Annotated in this window: 15 protein-coding genes; 12 read left to right on the top strand and 3 right to left on the bottom strand. The window is 37.3% G+C overall.

Annotated features, from left to right (window positions below; all coding sequences use genetic code 11):
• Positions 1-77: 77 nt before the first annotated feature.
• Complete coding sequence (locus tag LT143_RS09040) at positions 78-1379, bottom strand: MFS transporter (RefSeq protein ID WP_246942465.1); 1302 nt, start codon at positions 1377-1379, stop codon at positions 78-80.
• A gap of 22 nt (positions 1380-1401) precedes the next feature.
• Positions 1402-1824, bottom strand: coding sequence for a hypothetical protein (locus LT143_RS09035; RefSeq protein ID WP_246942463.1), 423 nt, complete (start codon positions 1822-1824; stop codon positions 1402-1404).
• Between the two features lie 171 nt (positions 1825-1995).
• Here LT143_RS09035 and LT143_RS09030 point away from each other — a divergent pair, with 171 nt between their 5' ends.
• The 11 genes from LT143_RS09030 to LT143_RS08980 all read left to right on the top strand — a co-directional run bounded on the left by LT143_RS09030 (position 1996) and on the right by LT143_RS08980 (position 12469).
• Positions 1996-3429: an FAD-binding oxidoreductase gene (locus LT143_RS09030; protein ID WP_246942462.1), complete on the top strand. Its 1434-nt coding sequence runs from the start codon at positions 1996-1998 to the stop codon at positions 3427-3429.
• Positions 3429-4016 carry an MFS transporter gene (locus LT143_RS09025; protein WP_246942460.1) on the top strand — a complete coding sequence of 196 codons (588 nt, stop codon included), beginning with the start codon at positions 3429-3431 and terminating at the stop codon, positions 4014-4016. The genes LT143_RS09030 and LT143_RS09025 overlap by 1 nt, the downstream gene beginning before the upstream one ends.
• An 87-nt stretch (positions 4017-4103) precedes the next feature.
• A complete protein-coding gene (locus tag LT143_RS09020; protein WP_246942457.1) occupies positions 4104-5072 on the top strand; it encodes an MBL fold metallo-hydrolase in 969 nt (322 codons plus the stop codon).
• Between the two features lie 15 nt (positions 5073-5087).
• Complete coding sequence (locus LT143_RS09015; RefSeq protein ID WP_246942456.1) at positions 5088-5876, top strand: SDR family NAD(P)-dependent oxidoreductase; 789 nt, start codon at positions 5088-5090, stop codon at positions 5874-5876.
• Between the two features lie 136 nt (positions 5877-6012).
• Entirely contained in the window at positions 6013-6534 is a 522-nt protein-coding gene (locus tag LT143_RS09010; RefSeq protein WP_246942454.1) for a DUF3221 domain-containing protein, read from the top strand.
• Between the two features lie 174 nt (positions 6535-6708).
• A complete protein-coding gene (locus LT143_RS09005; protein ID WP_246942452.1) occupies positions 6709-7182 on the top strand; it encodes a tRNA (cytidine(34)-2'-O)-methyltransferase in 474 nt (157 codons plus the stop codon).
• A 601-nt stretch (positions 7183-7783) separates the two neighbouring features.
• Complete coding sequence (locus LT143_RS09000; protein ID WP_246942451.1) at positions 7784-8995, top strand: hypothetical protein; 1212 nt, start codon at positions 7784-7786, stop codon at positions 8993-8995.
• A gap of 456 nt (positions 8996-9451) precedes the next feature.
• Positions 9452-10015: a sigma-70 family RNA polymerase sigma factor gene (locus LT143_RS08995; protein ID WP_246942449.1), complete on the top strand. Its 564-nt coding sequence runs from the start codon at positions 9452-9454 to the stop codon at positions 10013-10015.
• Positions 10012-11037, top strand: a complete 1026-nt coding sequence (locus tag LT143_RS08990) for a DUF4179 domain-containing protein (RefSeq protein WP_246942446.1) — start codon at positions 10012-10014, stop codon at positions 11035-11037. Before LT143_RS08995 ends, LT143_RS08990 begins: the two co-directional genes overlap by 4 nt.
• Positions 11038-11199: 162 nt before the next feature.
• Positions 11200-11673, top strand: coding sequence for a DUF2243 domain-containing protein (locus LT143_RS08985; RefSeq protein WP_246942444.1), 474 nt, complete (start codon positions 11200-11202; stop codon positions 11671-11673).
• Positions 11660-12469: a cytochrome c oxidase assembly protein gene (locus LT143_RS08980; protein WP_246942442.1), complete on the top strand. Its 810-nt coding sequence runs from the start codon at positions 11660-11662 to the stop codon at positions 12467-12469. The genes LT143_RS08985 and LT143_RS08980 overlap by 14 nt, the downstream gene beginning before the upstream one ends.
• A gap of 9 nt (positions 12470-12478) precedes the next feature.
• On the opposite strand, the gene LT143_RS08975 is transcribed toward LT143_RS08980, so the two are convergent.
• The gene (locus LT143_RS08975; protein ID WP_246942440.1) at positions 12479-12679 is read right to left on the bottom strand and encodes a YqzH family protein; all 201 of its coding nucleotides are present in this window, start codon (positions 12677-12679) and stop codon (positions 12479-12481) included.
• Between the two features lie 168 nt (positions 12680-12847).
• On the opposite strand from LT143_RS08975, the gene LT143_RS08970 reads away from it, so the two are divergent.
• Entirely contained in the window at positions 12848-14104 is a 1257-nt protein-coding gene (locus LT143_RS08970; RefSeq protein WP_246942438.1) for a DNA polymerase IV, read from the top strand.
• The last annotated feature ends 8 nt before the right edge of the window (positions 14105-14112 follow it).

Below are 14112 nucleotides of genomic sequence, written 5' to 3'. Positions count from 1 at the left end.
TATAGGTACCATTTTAATTTCTGCTCTACGTTTTTTATCTTTATATTATAGTATGGTCCTGGGTGTTCTTCAGATGTTTATGTTGCAGAATGCTGTACGGGCCTTACATGATGTACAGTACTTGGTAGCATGAAACTAAAGCATGATGCTGCAACTAGTAAAATTATGGCGTAAATAAAAGAACTAGAGTAGCCACCAGTTAAATCAAATAATAGCCCTGGTAGATAAGCTCCAAGTGCTGAGCCAATTTGATGACTTAAGTAAAGCCAACCTAGAATCACACCGACCGACATTTGCTTAAAGTATTCAGTAGCAAGCTTTACGGTCGGTGCCACTGTTGCAAAGTCAACAATCCCAAAGCTTATACCAAACAAAAGTAACAGGTAAGATTCATTTAGAAAGAACCCGAATGCAGCTGGGTTATGAATAATAAATAATAAAATAACAATGGTGAGAGCGCGGCTACCATATAAAAAGGCAAGCATGTTTTTGCAATTATACCGATCTGACAAATAACCGGAAAAGATGGTACCAAAGATATTAAATCCTGCCAATAAACTAACGGCAGCCCCAGCTACTCCTGGGGTAATACCACAATATTGTGCAAAGGGAATTAAATGCGTATCAATCATTCCACTAGTAGTAACACCACAAACAAAAAAAGGAAATAATAAAAACAAGAAATTTTTCTGTCTTAACAACGTGAAAATGGATATTCCTTGAACTTTTTTCTGTTTTTGCTCTTTGGATGCTTGTTCTCCTTCAACAGATTCACCTAATGGGGTCAAATTCTTTTCAGAAGGATGAGTTCGTAAGAAGATGTAAAGTAAAGGAAACACAACAAACGTTAAAAAGGCTCCCAATACTAAAACGGTCGACTTCCAACCGAACTGTGTAATCAATAAAAGTGAAAGTGGAACTAACAATAGTTGCCCACCAGCTGAACCAGCCGTCATCAGTCCTATGGCAAATCCTTTTTTCTCGACAAACCAGTTGGTAATAGCTACGGAACCTGCTACATTTGACGCCCCTCCAAATCCGATTGAACCGATTACTCCATATATAAGCATGAGTTGCCAAGGACTTGTTACAAAAAAGGTAGCAATTGTGGAAAGACCAATGATTAGTACGCTAGTAGAGAAGATCACCCTTACTCCAAATCGGTCGATCAACCGACCAATAAATGGTTGAGATACTCCAAATACAATATAGCTAATGAAAGCAACTAAAGAAATGGTCCCTCTACTTGCCGAAAATTCTCCTTCCCAAGGTTCCATAAAGGCTCCAAAAGATAAACGAACTCCTTGTGCTGATAGTAAGGCAACAAAGGAGAGGGCTAAAATAATCCATGCGTAGTGAAATTTTGTGTTATGAACCATGGGGCACCTTCTTTTTGCAGAATTATGTAGCGAATGTTAATTCAAAATGTCTTAGCAACTGAGGTTGCCAACGTTCCTTAGGTACAATAAAGGGTAAAAAGTCCCCAAGCTCAACTAAATAAACGGCTTCCTTTGTTTCAACAAAATAATAATCGACCAAAGGTGTTGGAGTAATTTGTAAAACATCTTCTTTTCGACGTTGAAACATTGCCAAAATCTGTTTTGCATCCTCAATTTTGATACAATTTTTCATTTTATTTATGGATAAGGGTTGAATTGTTTTTTCACGTTCCTCCTGTCTATGTACTAGTTCAAGCTTTTGGTTTATTTCATGGAGTAGTCTAATAACTTCACTTAAAGCTAGTAAAACTATACCTACTATTAAAAAGATCATGAAGGACGAAAGAGCTATAAGTACTTGTGAAAATACTAGTAAAATGGACACAATGGCAAGTACTATTGAAAATATGCCTAAACATCGCAAAAAGAATCGAATGATTATATTCGCCTCCTCATTATTTATTGAGTAAACGTGTTTGGTAGTCATCGTATTATATCAATATATTAACAGAAATTGTATAATTATGTGAGAAGATTTTGATAATAAGGAGAATGTATGAAAAGACTATTTATCTTATTATTTATTTTTTGTTATGTGATCGCTTTTGTGTTTTCAATAAGTAGGTCTGAGCCTGTTCGTTCCTCTACATCTGTGATGGAAGACGTTAGTGGATTAATGCCAGTGAAAGTTCACAAACTAGTAAAAGGACAGGAAGAAGCGTCTATTAAACAAGTAATTCAAGAAGCCGCTGAACAGGATTTAAAAGTTTCAATTGCCGGGAAGCGTCACAGTATGGGAGGGCACACATATTATAGAGACGGCATTGTTCTCGACATGACTTCCTATAATAAAATACTAGCGTTTAATCCAGAAGAAAAAATAATTAGGGTGCAAAGCGGAGCGACTTGGGATCAAATACAACAACATGTGAATCCATACGGCCTTGCTGTAAAGGTGATGCAGTCTCAAAATATATTTACAATTGGCGGATCGATGAGTGTGAATGCACACGGAAGGGACATTCGCTATGGGTCATTAGTAGATACAATTCGTTCTTTTCGTCTACTACAAGAAAATGGTGACATTATTCAAGTAAGTCGTGACGAAAATGAAGAGTTATTTGAACTTGTCATTGGAGGATATGGGTTATTTGGAGTAATTCTAGATGTAGAGCTTGAATTGACCGATGACGAACTTTATACAATGGAAACGAGTGAATTGAACTTTGATGAGTATACTGAGTATTTTAAAAATGAAGTGATTGGAAATGAGGGGGTAAGAATGCATTTAGCACGTATTTCAACAGCCTCTGATCACTTTCTAAAAGATATGTATGTCACGGATTATGTCCTTGCTCCTAATCAAGAATTAAAACTTCGCAATGAGCTGAAGACTGATCGAATGACTTTCTTAACAAAGTTTCTGCTTGGTTTATCGAGGAACTTTAGTTGGGGGAAGAACTTGCTTTGGGATATGCAGGAGAAGTACTTCTTAAAAACGAATGGTAGTCTTGTAACTCGTAATAATGTGATGAGATCTGAATCAAAGTTTCTTGAATATGACCATGATTCTAACACAGATGTTTTACAAGAATATTTTGTGCCTATTGATCATTTTACCCCCTATATAAATGAATTACGGACGACCCTTTTAGAAGAAGATTTAAATTTAATTAATATTACAATTCGTTATGTGCAAAAGGACGAGTCAGCTGTATTGTCCTATGCCAAAGATGATATGTTTGCTCTTGTCTTGCTCATTAATCAAGGGATATCAAAGGAAGAACAAGAAGAGACAAAAGCTATTGTACAGAAAATGATTGATGTTACCTTGAAATATAATGGTAGCTACTATCTTCCTTATATGCCGTATCCGACGAAAGAACAAATGAAAGCAGCTTACCCACGTACAGATGAATTCTTTACTAAGAAGAAGCTATATGATCCGGATGAGCGGTTTTATAACTATTTTTATGAGGAGTATAAGTAATGAAAGAAAACAAACTACGTCTGCTCGTGTACTCGCAGAGTGTAACCTTTTTTGCCAGCAGTTTAATCTTTCCTTTTTACATTCTATTTTTAAAAAATGTAGGATCTAGCTTTTCTGCTTTTGGACTTTCCTATGGTCTATTCGGATTAAGTTCTGCTTTAATTTACCTTTTATTAGGTAGGATTTCCGGATCTATTGAAAATCGTTATTTACTCCTGATTAACAGCTGGGGAATGGCGTCCATACTGTTAGCATTCCCACATGTTACTAGTGTCTTACAGGTATATATCATTCAGATTGTTCTAGGAGTTTTTGGTGCTTTTCAAAAGCACGGTGAAAAAATGTTATTAGCTACGTATACGGATGATGTAAATAGATCAGGAACAATCGGGAGTTATCATTTCTGGACCGCTTTATTTTCATCTTTTGCCATTATCTCAGCCGGATTTTTAGCAGATTTTTTTACAATGGACTTTGTTTTTTATGGTAGTTCCATCCTATATTTTATTAGTGGTTTCTTCCTTCTTCCTAAACAATCAAGGGTTTTGACACCTCCTAAAGAGATTATGAAAAATTTCGGTAAATAATTATTTGAAAATAATGACAAATGGAAAAGGAAAGGGTATCCTTAAGATGGATATAACTAGACTGAATTTTCACCTGGAGGGATAACTATGCAAGAGGTCCTAGTGACCCCGTGTGAGATATACTGTATATCGCTTCCAACACCTTTTCCTGTTGGAAATGTTAATGTACATATTGTGAAATCAGAGAAATTAACATTAGTTGATGCTGGGGTTAAAACACCAGAAGCGTGGGAACATTTTACAATAGAGCTATCTAAGCTTGGTTTTACCACTGATGATATCGAACAGGTTGTTATTACTCATCATCATCCTGATCATGTCGGAATGCTTGATTATCTTCCCAAAGCCTTACCTGTATATGGGCATAGGTTTAATCAGCCATGGATTTCAAAGGATCCATTGTTTTTTGAGCAGCATGACAAGTTTTATTACGATTTATTTAGTAAGCTAGGATTAAGTGAGCAGTATTTAGAAAAAGTTGGGAAGTTAAGGAATACTTTGACTTATAGCTGTAAGCGCTCACTTACTATGGAATTAAAAGAAGGAGACAAAGTGCCAGGGTTAAATGGTTGGACAGTGATTGAAACGCCTGGTCATGCGCAGAGTCATATTGTCTTGTATCATGAGAAAAGTAAAGTAGTTTTAGGTGGTGACCTATTACTAGGGCATATTTCCTCTAACCCATTGATTGAGCCACCGATGGAAGGAGAGGCTCGTCCTCTAACCTTATTGCAATATAATAATTCATTGAAGAGAATTCGGGATTTACAGCTGAAAAAAGTATATCCAGGGCACGGTGATGTTGTGACTAATCCTTCTGCTCTTGTGACAGAACGATTACATAAGCAAGAAAAACGTGCTGAAACAGTATTAGAGATGTTGAAAGAACACCCATTAACTGCACTTCAAGTTTGTCAGCAACTTTTTCCACAGATATATATAAAAGAGATGGTCTTAACGTTATCTGAAACGTTAGGGCAACTCGATTACTTGGTGGAAGCAGGAACTGTAGGTATGAAGGTAGAAGATGGGCTGTGGGTTTTTTATTCTAAATAAAGGTGGAACGTAAACATGAAATTGAACGGTAAAAATGTTGTTATTACAGGTGCTTCTAGCGGGATTGGAGAGGTGTTAGCCTATAAAGTAGCAGAAAGCGGTGGCACGCCTATTTTGCTTGCTCGGAGTGTTGAGAAACTCCAACAAATCTCACAATCTATTGAGCAGAAGTATTTACTTACATGTCCGTTCTACCAGCTTGATGTAAGAGATCTTGACAAAGTCCAACAAACCTTTCAAACCATTATTGAGGACCGTGGAACGATTCATGTGTTAGTTAATAATGCTGGGTTTGGCATATTTGAAGAGGTTATTGATATAAACTTACAAGATATGAAGGATATGTTTGAAGTGAATGTGTTTGGTCTTATTGCCTGTACGAAGGCAGTGCTTCCAACTATGCTGAAGCACAAGGAAGGTCATATAATAAATGTTGCTTCTCAGGCTGGAAAACTGGCAACACCTAAATCAAGTGTATACTCGGCAACTAAACATGCTGTGTTAGGTTTTACGAATAGTCTACGTATGGAGTTGAATGATTCAAACGTGTTTGTAACAGCGGTTAATCCTGGACCCATTCGAACAAACTTCTTTGAAATTGCCGATAAATCAGGAGGCTATAAAAAGAACGTAGAACGCTTTATGTTAGAGCCGGAATTAGTCGCAAGTAAAATGGTGGATGCCATGTTTACTCAGACAAGAGAACTTAATTTACCGAGCTGGATGAATGCAGCAAGCAAGTTTTCTCAAGTGTTTCCAGAGCTAGTAGAAAAGGTTGGCGGAAAAGCATTTTTCAAAAAATAACCTATGGAACGTACGAATTATCGTGCGTTTTTTTTTCGGTCCTACCTTACGAAAACAGCCAAAAAATAGTAAGAAACCACTCGGAATTTTGTAACATTTTATAACCTGCACCGACTTATTTAATGAGGTGATAGATATGATAAAAAGAACATTTATAGGTTTGTTAATTGGGTTGTTCATGATTTTAGTAAGCTGTACTCAAATCAATGCAAATAATGGTGTAAAAGATATAACTGGCTATATGATGTCTGTAAATGAGGACGTCATTTTAGTCACAGAGAAAACAGGACAGTCACAGCCTCATGCTACTGTTTATAAGATTACAGAAGAAACAGCTATATCTTCAGAAGATGGAGAGACTCTCTCTCTAACAGATCTCTCAGTAGGAATGCAGGTTGAGGTTTGGCATACTGGAGCAGTAGAAGAATCATTTCCAGCTCAGGCTACAGCTGTCAAGATGATCGTAAAAACAAATGAAGAAGCATTAAGGTATGCAAAAGCTATTCAAGCAGCAAAGGAATTAATAGATCCCAACAATACATGGTGGGTAAAATCAATAAATGAAGAAAACCAACTATTTACGATTACATTCTCTGAGTTAATGGGTGATAATGAGCTGGTTGTCAAGGTAAATGAGCAATTTCAGGTTTTAGAATAGCTTTACTTCCTTGTAATTTAATAATGATTAAGACCGAATTATTATTTAATTTGGTCTCTTTTTTATGTAGTCTCGTATAGTTATTTGCTTTACATCTAACCCCGCTTTAGTGATTTAACTGCTAAAGTGATATATAATGGCCATATTACTAGGTAATGATAGAGGTGAACCAGAATGGCAATAAATGTTGTATTATATCAACCAGAAATACCTTTAAACACCGCGAATATAGCGTTAACCTGTGCTGCAACGAATTCCATTTTACATTTAATCCGCCCGCTTAGTTTTTCAACGGATGATAAGATGTTACGAGCAGCAGGCATTGACTTTTGGGATAAAGTAAACGTCCGGTATTATGATTCTATAGACGAATTTTATGAGAAAAACCCACTGGGGGATTTTTTCTTTATTGAAAATTTCGGTGATGGAAGATATACCGATTTTAATTACAGTAAACCGGATCATGAATATTTCTTTATTTTTGGACGTGAAACAGATGGAATTCCACTTGATATTATTGAAAAGTATAAGGATAAGTGCTTAAGAATACCGATGACTGTTAATGTGCGTTCGCTTAATTTATCCAATACTGCGTCTATTCTAGTTTACGAAGCATTAAGACAGCAAGGGTATCCGGATTTAAAATAACTAAATTAAATAAACGGCTCAGTGCTACCATTAAATATGGTAGCCTTTTAATTATAGGCTAAGTCGCAAGAAAAACTAAGAAACCGGCAAGAAAATAGGTTGAACTCGCAAGAAAAATTCGAAGTCGCAAGAATCCAGGTCCAAGTCGCAAGAAAAACTAAGAAACCGGCAAGAAAATAGGTTGAACTCGCAAGAAAAATTCGAAGTCGCAAGAAACCAGGTCCAAGTCGCAAGAAAAACCAAGAGACCGGCAAGAAAATAGGTTGAACTCGCAAAAAAAATTTGAAGCCGCAAGAACCCAGGTCCAAGTCGCAAGAAAAACTACGAGACCGGCAAGAAAATAGGTGAACTCGCAAGAAATATTCGAAGTTGCAAGAACCCAGGTCCAAGTCGCAAGAAAAACCAAGAAACCGGCAAGAAAATAGGTTGAACTCGCAAGAAATATTCGAAGTCGCAAGAAACCAGGTCCAAGTCGCAAGAAAAACCAGGAGACCGGCAAGAAAATAGGTGGAACTCGCAAGAAAATGCGAATCTACATAGGAAACAGTGACAATAAAATAATAGATTATAAAATAAGTAGAAATACATAAAGGAGGGCATGATGAATAATACAATACAAGTGATTATATATATGATCACCTTCATTGTTGTGCTCATGCTTTATAGAAAATCAAAAGAGGAAGAACCACTATTACTGCTAAAGTTGATTGGGTTTACTATTCTAGGAGCCTTTATGTTGGATTTAGACGGATTTAAGCTACCGTTGGGTTTTGCTATATTTTTATTGTTCTTTCGAAAGATCAACGTTAATGCTGATATGAAGCATATTGCAGCCTACGTTGGACTGGTCATTTTTATGCTGGGTGTATGTATCCCGCAAATTGAAAATATGATCTATGAACGAATACATCATGTAGAATTACTAGAAACTAATTTTTATAGTGGAAGCCTGGTAGAGGAATTGGATCATCTAAGGGATGAACTAAACATAGATGGTTATAGAATTGAATTACGGGGCCTTGAAATGACCATCCAACAGGACGGAACGTTTGAGAGTCTTGCTTTGGGACTTGCTGAACTGACGCATGAAGGCACCGTTAACTATACTATTAATCTGTCAAATGACAGGAAAACTTTAGAAGTAACAAGGTATAAGGTAGAAGATGAGGACTACTTGAACGACTATATTTTTACAGATGCAGAGCTAGTATTAGCTAATTTTGACCTCATCACCGATGCAATGCTTGACTTTGAAGGGGACGATTATTATCAACTTCGTACGGATGGACAGCGTATTGTCTATGAAGGCAAAGGGAATAAGAATTTCCAAATTAACACTGCTGGGAAAATAAAAGTTGAGAACAGTCAGCTTCCGGTACAAGCGATTGTGGTAGATGTTTGCGGAGGTAAAGAATTAGACGAACTTCGTAACCCGTTTAAGTGTAGTCGTAATGAACAATTCTTACTAGACCTGTTGAAGCATGATGAAGAACTTAATGAATCCTCGGTTCTAGATGTGGCTAGACAGAGATCATCTGAAATTGAAGAATGGCTAACCGAGCATACTGGTGAATCAATCGGATACGAAAAAAATGGAGAGTTTGTTCTTATTAAGGATGGTGTAAAAGAGAAAGTGCAAGAGTCAGAATATGTTGCCATTTTAAAGGAGACACCTCGGACTACCATTTTACATATCGAACGCGAAAACATATGGGATGTAACGGTTGAAAACCCATATGGAGATGCTCCTCATACAATGGTATTTAGGTTAAATGGAGAAACACGGGAAATTCTTGATTTGAATTTTCGTTAAATAAGGCTCTTTTCTAAACGTAAATACGGCATTTATCGTTAAAAGCGAGCTTAACTTCAGATTAATTAGATAGCAACAAAGTATTGGAATAGAGCCTTAAATCATATAGGACGGTTCTTAGTTTACTTATAGTAGTAAGAGACCGTCCTTCTGCTTTTATATTGTTTGCCCCTAGAAGAATTCCTTATCAATGTCCCTTCCTAAAACCGAAAATTCAGGGATTCCAAATAACCCATAGAAAATAAATTAAATAAATTGAGAATAAACACTTGGACCGTTCGTTGTACTCTATGAAAGGCTGTTTTCATTAGATTGTTGCTCTTTCTAACCATGATCACTTAGATTTTATAGTTTAACAGTGAGGGCTATTAGAAATAGTAGTAGCCCAAAAAGCAACAAAATTTTTGAAAAGAGCCTTATGAAAAAGCTTTTTCAATGACATAAGGAGAATAGCAAATGAAAAGTTCACAAACCAATTTTATTAGTAGATTAAAGAAACAAAAAGAAGATGCACTTGAGTATATCATTGATGCCTATATGCCACTCGTCAAAACGATTGCGACTAAGGTTTTACACAATATGAAGCGAACTGATATCGATGAATGTATCAATGATGTTTTTCTAACGGTTTGGCAAAATGCTCATCAGTTTGAAGGAAATGCACAAGACTTCAAAAAATGGATTGGCATGATGACGAAGTACAAAGCAATTGATCGATACCGTCAAGCTAAAAGACAAATTGAAAATGAACAACCGGATGCACCATTAGTTCAAAAAGTAAGTGCTTTACAAACAGATGTATCTGTCTTTAAACGTGAAGAAAAAAATGCATTGTTACTTGCAATTAGTCAATTGAAAGAAATCGACCGCGATATATTTATCATGAAATATTTTTTAGAGCTATCTAATAGCGAAATTGCTGACAATCTAGGCCTATCTAAAGCAGCAATTGATAATCGGTTGTATCGAGGTAAGAAAATATTAGCGACAAATACGAAGTTAAAGGAGTTATTTGTATGAGTATGAAGGAATGGATTGATATGGATATTGACCAACTTGAGTTACTAGACGTAACAGACGTTGAAAAGGCACGCGTGAAACAACATGTACTTAAAAAACGTGAAAAAGCACCGATTTGGCGCAATATGGCTGTCGCTGCTGTGATTATCGTTGGAACAAGTACAGCAACAGGTTTTGCATTCCCTTCTCTTGCCTCACAAATACCATTTATGGATAATGTCATTCATTTTTTTAATGATGCGGAAAGAGACTACAAGGATTTTGAAACCTTCTCAACAGATGTTGGTCTCGCCCAGACGAGTAACGGTATGACTATCATGATTGACAATGCGGTATATGACGGTACGAATATTACGGTGTCATTTGCAATTGAAACGGAACATGATTTTAATGACGATCTAGATGTACGTGCCGTGAATTGGTTCAATATTGTTGGGGCAACTGGTAGTGGAGGCACTTCTAAGATCTCGAAAATTAGTGATAATCGCTATGTGGGAGTGACATCTTTTACTCCACATTTTAAAGAGTCTCAACATCCAGAGGTAATTGAAGTCACTTGGGAACCAGAAGCCTTTTACAGCTTATCCAATGATGTAGAGGTAGAAGGTGATTGGTCCTTTGCTTTTTCTCTCAATCGTTTAGAAGGTGATCTTCAGCTTGTTAATGAAACAGTACAGCAGGAAGGTGTTAGCTTCACACTTCAATCTATTGAGTTTACCGACGTTTCCACCGTGATTAGCTATGAGCAAATCGTATCAGATGAGTTACTTGAGAAATGGCCAAGTGTGACACCTGTCTTCTATATAAAAGATGATCTCGGTCATGTGTATATGGATGGATTAGGTGGTGGTGGAAAATCACCTGATAATGGGAAAACATTTTACGGAACGACTGATTTTGGCACCATTCAAGAAGGTGCTAGTCAATTAATTATTCAGCCTGTTGAAATTGCAAGTCTCATGTCAGGTAAAGGTCATATTGAAATTGAGCTTGAACCGATTGTGATTGATTTGGACAAATAATAAAGTGAAACTCATGGAACTTTTCCGTGAGTTTTTTGTGATTTTTCTCTTATCATTCTCTCTGTAACGGAACGACTATTTTTACTTGGAGTCGATTATCCCTTTTTATTCTTAGCTAAACTGTGATGTGAATCTATAGATTGAAGGGCTGTGTTGCATGTAATGACTAAGAAGGCAGTAAGTGGTACCTACTTATCTAAAAATATTTGGTCAGGGGTCCTGTTTGGTCTCGGCCTTGCTGCATTTATAGATGAAACCGTTTTTCACCAACTTCTTCATTGGCATCATTTTTATGATTTATCAACGACCGATATTGGGCTAGTATCTGATGGCATTTTTCATGCATTCAGCTGGTTTTCCACAATTGCTGCGTTATTCATGGTTGCGGACCTCAAACGCCGAAATGCTTATAAAGTGAAAACCTGGTGGGGAGGGGTTCTGGTTGGTGGAGGTGGATTTCAGCTATATGACGGAATTATTCAGCATAAGTTGATGAGAATCCATCAGATACGCTATGTTGAAAATGTAATCGTTTACGATATTGTTTGGAATGGCATCGCCGTTTTAATGATTGTGTTCGGAGTGCTGTTATTAGTGAAAAAAAAGGAAGGTAAAGCGGTGTATGAACAATCATAGTCATCATCATGCTGTGACCGGACCAAATCTTGAGCTGTTTGGTCTAGGAATCTTGTTACTTGCTATTATAAGCTATTGGAATGCAGCAGCTCGTCTAAAAAATTGGCCTATGCATCGGTCTATTTTGTGGACGCTTGGTGCATGTTGCATAGCTATCTCAACAATCGGTCCCTTAGCAAATGCAGCCCACAATGATTTTTCTTTTCATATGCTTACCCATTTATTACTTGGCATGCTAGCTCCTTTATTCATTGCTTTGTCTGCTCCAATGACGTTCATTCTTCGAAGTCTTCCGGTCAAGTGGGCACGGCGTATTTCCTATCTGCTGAAAAGTGTCCCGTCCCGGATCCTAATCAATCCTGTCATTGCCTCTTTGCTAAATATAGGTGGCTTATGGGTTCTTTACACAACTGACCTATTTGCTAATATGCATGAGCATCCTCTTCTTTATGTGCTTATTCATGTTCATGTCTTTATAGCGGGATTTTTGTTTACTATTTCTATTATTTCGATTGATCCAGCACCTCATCCAACGAGCTTCATTTACCGAGCGATTGTACTTGTTAGTGCGCTTGCTAGTCATAGTATTTTAGCAAAATATATATACGCACATCCTCCTAGTGGAGTGTCGACTACAGAAGCAGAAGTGGGCGGAATGCTTATGTATTATGGTGGCGACCTTATTGACGGTGTGTTAATTTTTGTGTTTTGTTATCAATGGTTTCGGATGACACGCCCACGCTTCAACGATACCATTTTTAAGGAAACGAGGGAAACGATAAAAGCCAGGAGCTAATCCTGGCTTTTACTCTTCATTGTTTGTTAAATACTCATACACTACATCCTCGACAATTTCATGTAAATCCTCTTCACCATTAAGATAGATCTTTAAAATTCGCTCATATAAGTAATCATAATCACGTTTGGCTAAAGGAATGGAATCAATGGTATGTCTGTATTGATATAGAGAATTACGAATCATTTTTTCAATAAGTGTTTTTTCCATCATGCTTTCCTCCGACTCTAATCTATCCAGTTATACTATGTCTTTCTCGCTTTTTCAACGTCAATCTCTAAGAGCCCTAAAATTACCATTTGAAATCGAACGTATATTCGCTTAAAATATTGAGTATACTAAAACACGAACATACATTCTTTTTTTGGAGGAGACATAATGGATTACAGTCAATTTCCGTATGAGCGCATTCTTTGTGTTGATATGAAAAGCTTCTATGCCAGCTGTTCTGCGGTGATGCTCGGGCTGGATCCACTTACATGCTATTTGGCTGTTGTAGGAGATACCGAACGTCAAGGGAGTATTGTGCTTGCTGCATCTCCCAAAATGAAGGAGGAGTTCGGTATTAAAACAGGATCCCGCCTGTTTGAAATCCCTAAAGACCCGAGGATTCAGATAATCAATCCGAAGATGGCTACCTATGTAAGAATTTCAACAGAAATTACGAAGCTCTTTCACCGATACGTCCCTAAGGAGGCGATTCATACTTATAGTATTGATGAAAGCTTCTTAAAGGTCGATGGCGTAGAGAAGCTATGGGGAGACGCTTATACAATTGCGAAAAAAATTAAAAATGATATTCAAACAGAGTTTGGGCTTCCTTGTGCAATTGGAATAGGACCTAATATGTTGCTATCTAAACTTTGTTTAGATTTAGAGGCAAAGAAAAAAGGAATTGCCGAATGGACCTTTGAGGATGTGGAGAAAAAATTATGGCCTCTTTCTCCATTAAGTAAAATGTGGGGAATCGGAAGTCGGGTGGAACGAACATTAAACCGGATGGGAATCTTTTCAGTGGGACAGCTCGCTAATTATCCATTGGAATTGCTTGAGAAAAAGTTCGGAATTATGGGGAATCAGCTTTATTATCATGCTCACGGGGTAGACTTATCTGATATTGGTGCACCGATTATGCAGGGGCAGATTAGCTTTGGAAAAAGTCAGGTTTTACTGAGAGATTATCCCGACCCTAATGAAGTCAAACATGTGATCCTAGAAATTTGTGAAGAGGTAGGGAGAAGAGCGCGTCAGCACAAAAAAGCAGGTAGAACCGTGAGTCTAGGAATTGCGTATAGTAAGGACGAATTTGGTGGCGGCTTCCACCGCTCAAGAACGGTTGATGAACCCACAAATATCACATTAGATCTCTACAATGTTTGTTTAGAACTGTTTCAAGAGCATTATGCGGGAAAAACAGTTAGACAAATTTCCGTTACGCTCTCTAATATTGTAGAGGATAATGAGCTTCAGTTAAATTTATTCTCTAGTGAAAAACCAAAACAGCGTGCTTTAGGCTATACAATGGATGCCATTCGTGCGAAATATGGCTCAAGTTCTCTCTTACGGGCCGTTTCTTATACCAACGCAGGAACTGCAAGACATAGAAGTACACTGGTCGGTGGACATAAATCATAAGGGGGAGT

Source organism: Bacillus pinisoli, assembly GCF_023036475.1.
Taxonomy (GTDB): Bacteria; Bacillota; Bacilli; order Bacillales; family SA4; genus Bacillus_BS; species Bacillus_BS pinisoli.
This window is presented reverse-complemented; position numbering and strand designations above follow the sequence as displayed.

Excerpts from the sequence above, each read along its gene's own strand:
- LT143_RS08970 (WP_246942438.1), top strand. The coding sequence starts at position 12,848 with ATGGATTACAGTCAATTTCCGTATGAGCGCATTCTTTGTGTTGATATG.
- LT143_RS09015 (WP_246942456.1), top strand. The coding sequence starts at position 5,088 with ATGAAATTGAACGGTAAAAATGTTGTTATTACAGGTGCTTCTAGCGGG.
- LT143_RS08980 (WP_246942442.1), top strand. The coding sequence starts at position 11,660 with ATGAACAATCATAGTCATCATCATGCTGTGACCGGACCAAATCTTGAG.
- LT143_RS09010 (WP_246942454.1), top strand. The coding sequence starts at position 6,013 with ATGATAAAAAGAACATTTATAGGTTTGTTAATTGGGTTGTTCATGATT.
- LT143_RS08995 (WP_246942449.1), top strand. The coding sequence starts at position 9,452 with ATGAAAAGTTCACAAACCAATTTTATTAGTAGATTAAAGAAACAAAAA.
- LT143_RS08975 (WP_246942440.1), bottom strand. The coding sequence starts at position 12,679 with ATGGAAAAAACACTTATTGAAAAAATGATTCGTAATTCTCTATATCAA.
- LT143_RS09040 (WP_246942465.1), bottom strand. The coding sequence starts at position 1,379 with ATGGTTCATAACACAAAATTTCACTACGCATGGATTATTTTAGCCCTC.
- LT143_RS09020 (WP_246942457.1), top strand. The coding sequence starts at position 4,104 with ATGCAAGAGGTCCTAGTGACCCCGTGTGAGATATACTGTATATCGCTT.
- LT143_RS09005 (WP_246942452.1), top strand. The coding sequence starts at position 6,709 with ATGGCAATAAATGTTGTATTATATCAACCAGAAATACCTTTAAACACC.
- LT143_RS09000 (WP_246942451.1), top strand. The coding sequence starts at position 7,784 with ATGAATAATACAATACAAGTGATTATATATATGATCACCTTCATTGTT.
- LT143_RS09025 (WP_246942460.1), top strand. The coding sequence starts at position 3,429 with ATGAAAGAAAACAAACTACGTCTGCTCGTGTACTCGCAGAGTGTAACC.
- LT143_RS08990 (WP_246942446.1), top strand. The coding sequence starts at position 10,012 with ATGAGTATGAAGGAATGGATTGATATGGATATTGACCAACTTGAGTTA.
- LT143_RS08985 (WP_246942444.1), top strand. The coding sequence starts at position 11,200 with ATGACTAAGAAGGCAGTAAGTGGTACCTACTTATCTAAAAATATTTGG.
- LT143_RS09030 (WP_246942462.1), top strand. The coding sequence starts at position 1,996 with ATGAAAAGACTATTTATCTTATTATTTATTTTTTGTTATGTGATCGCT.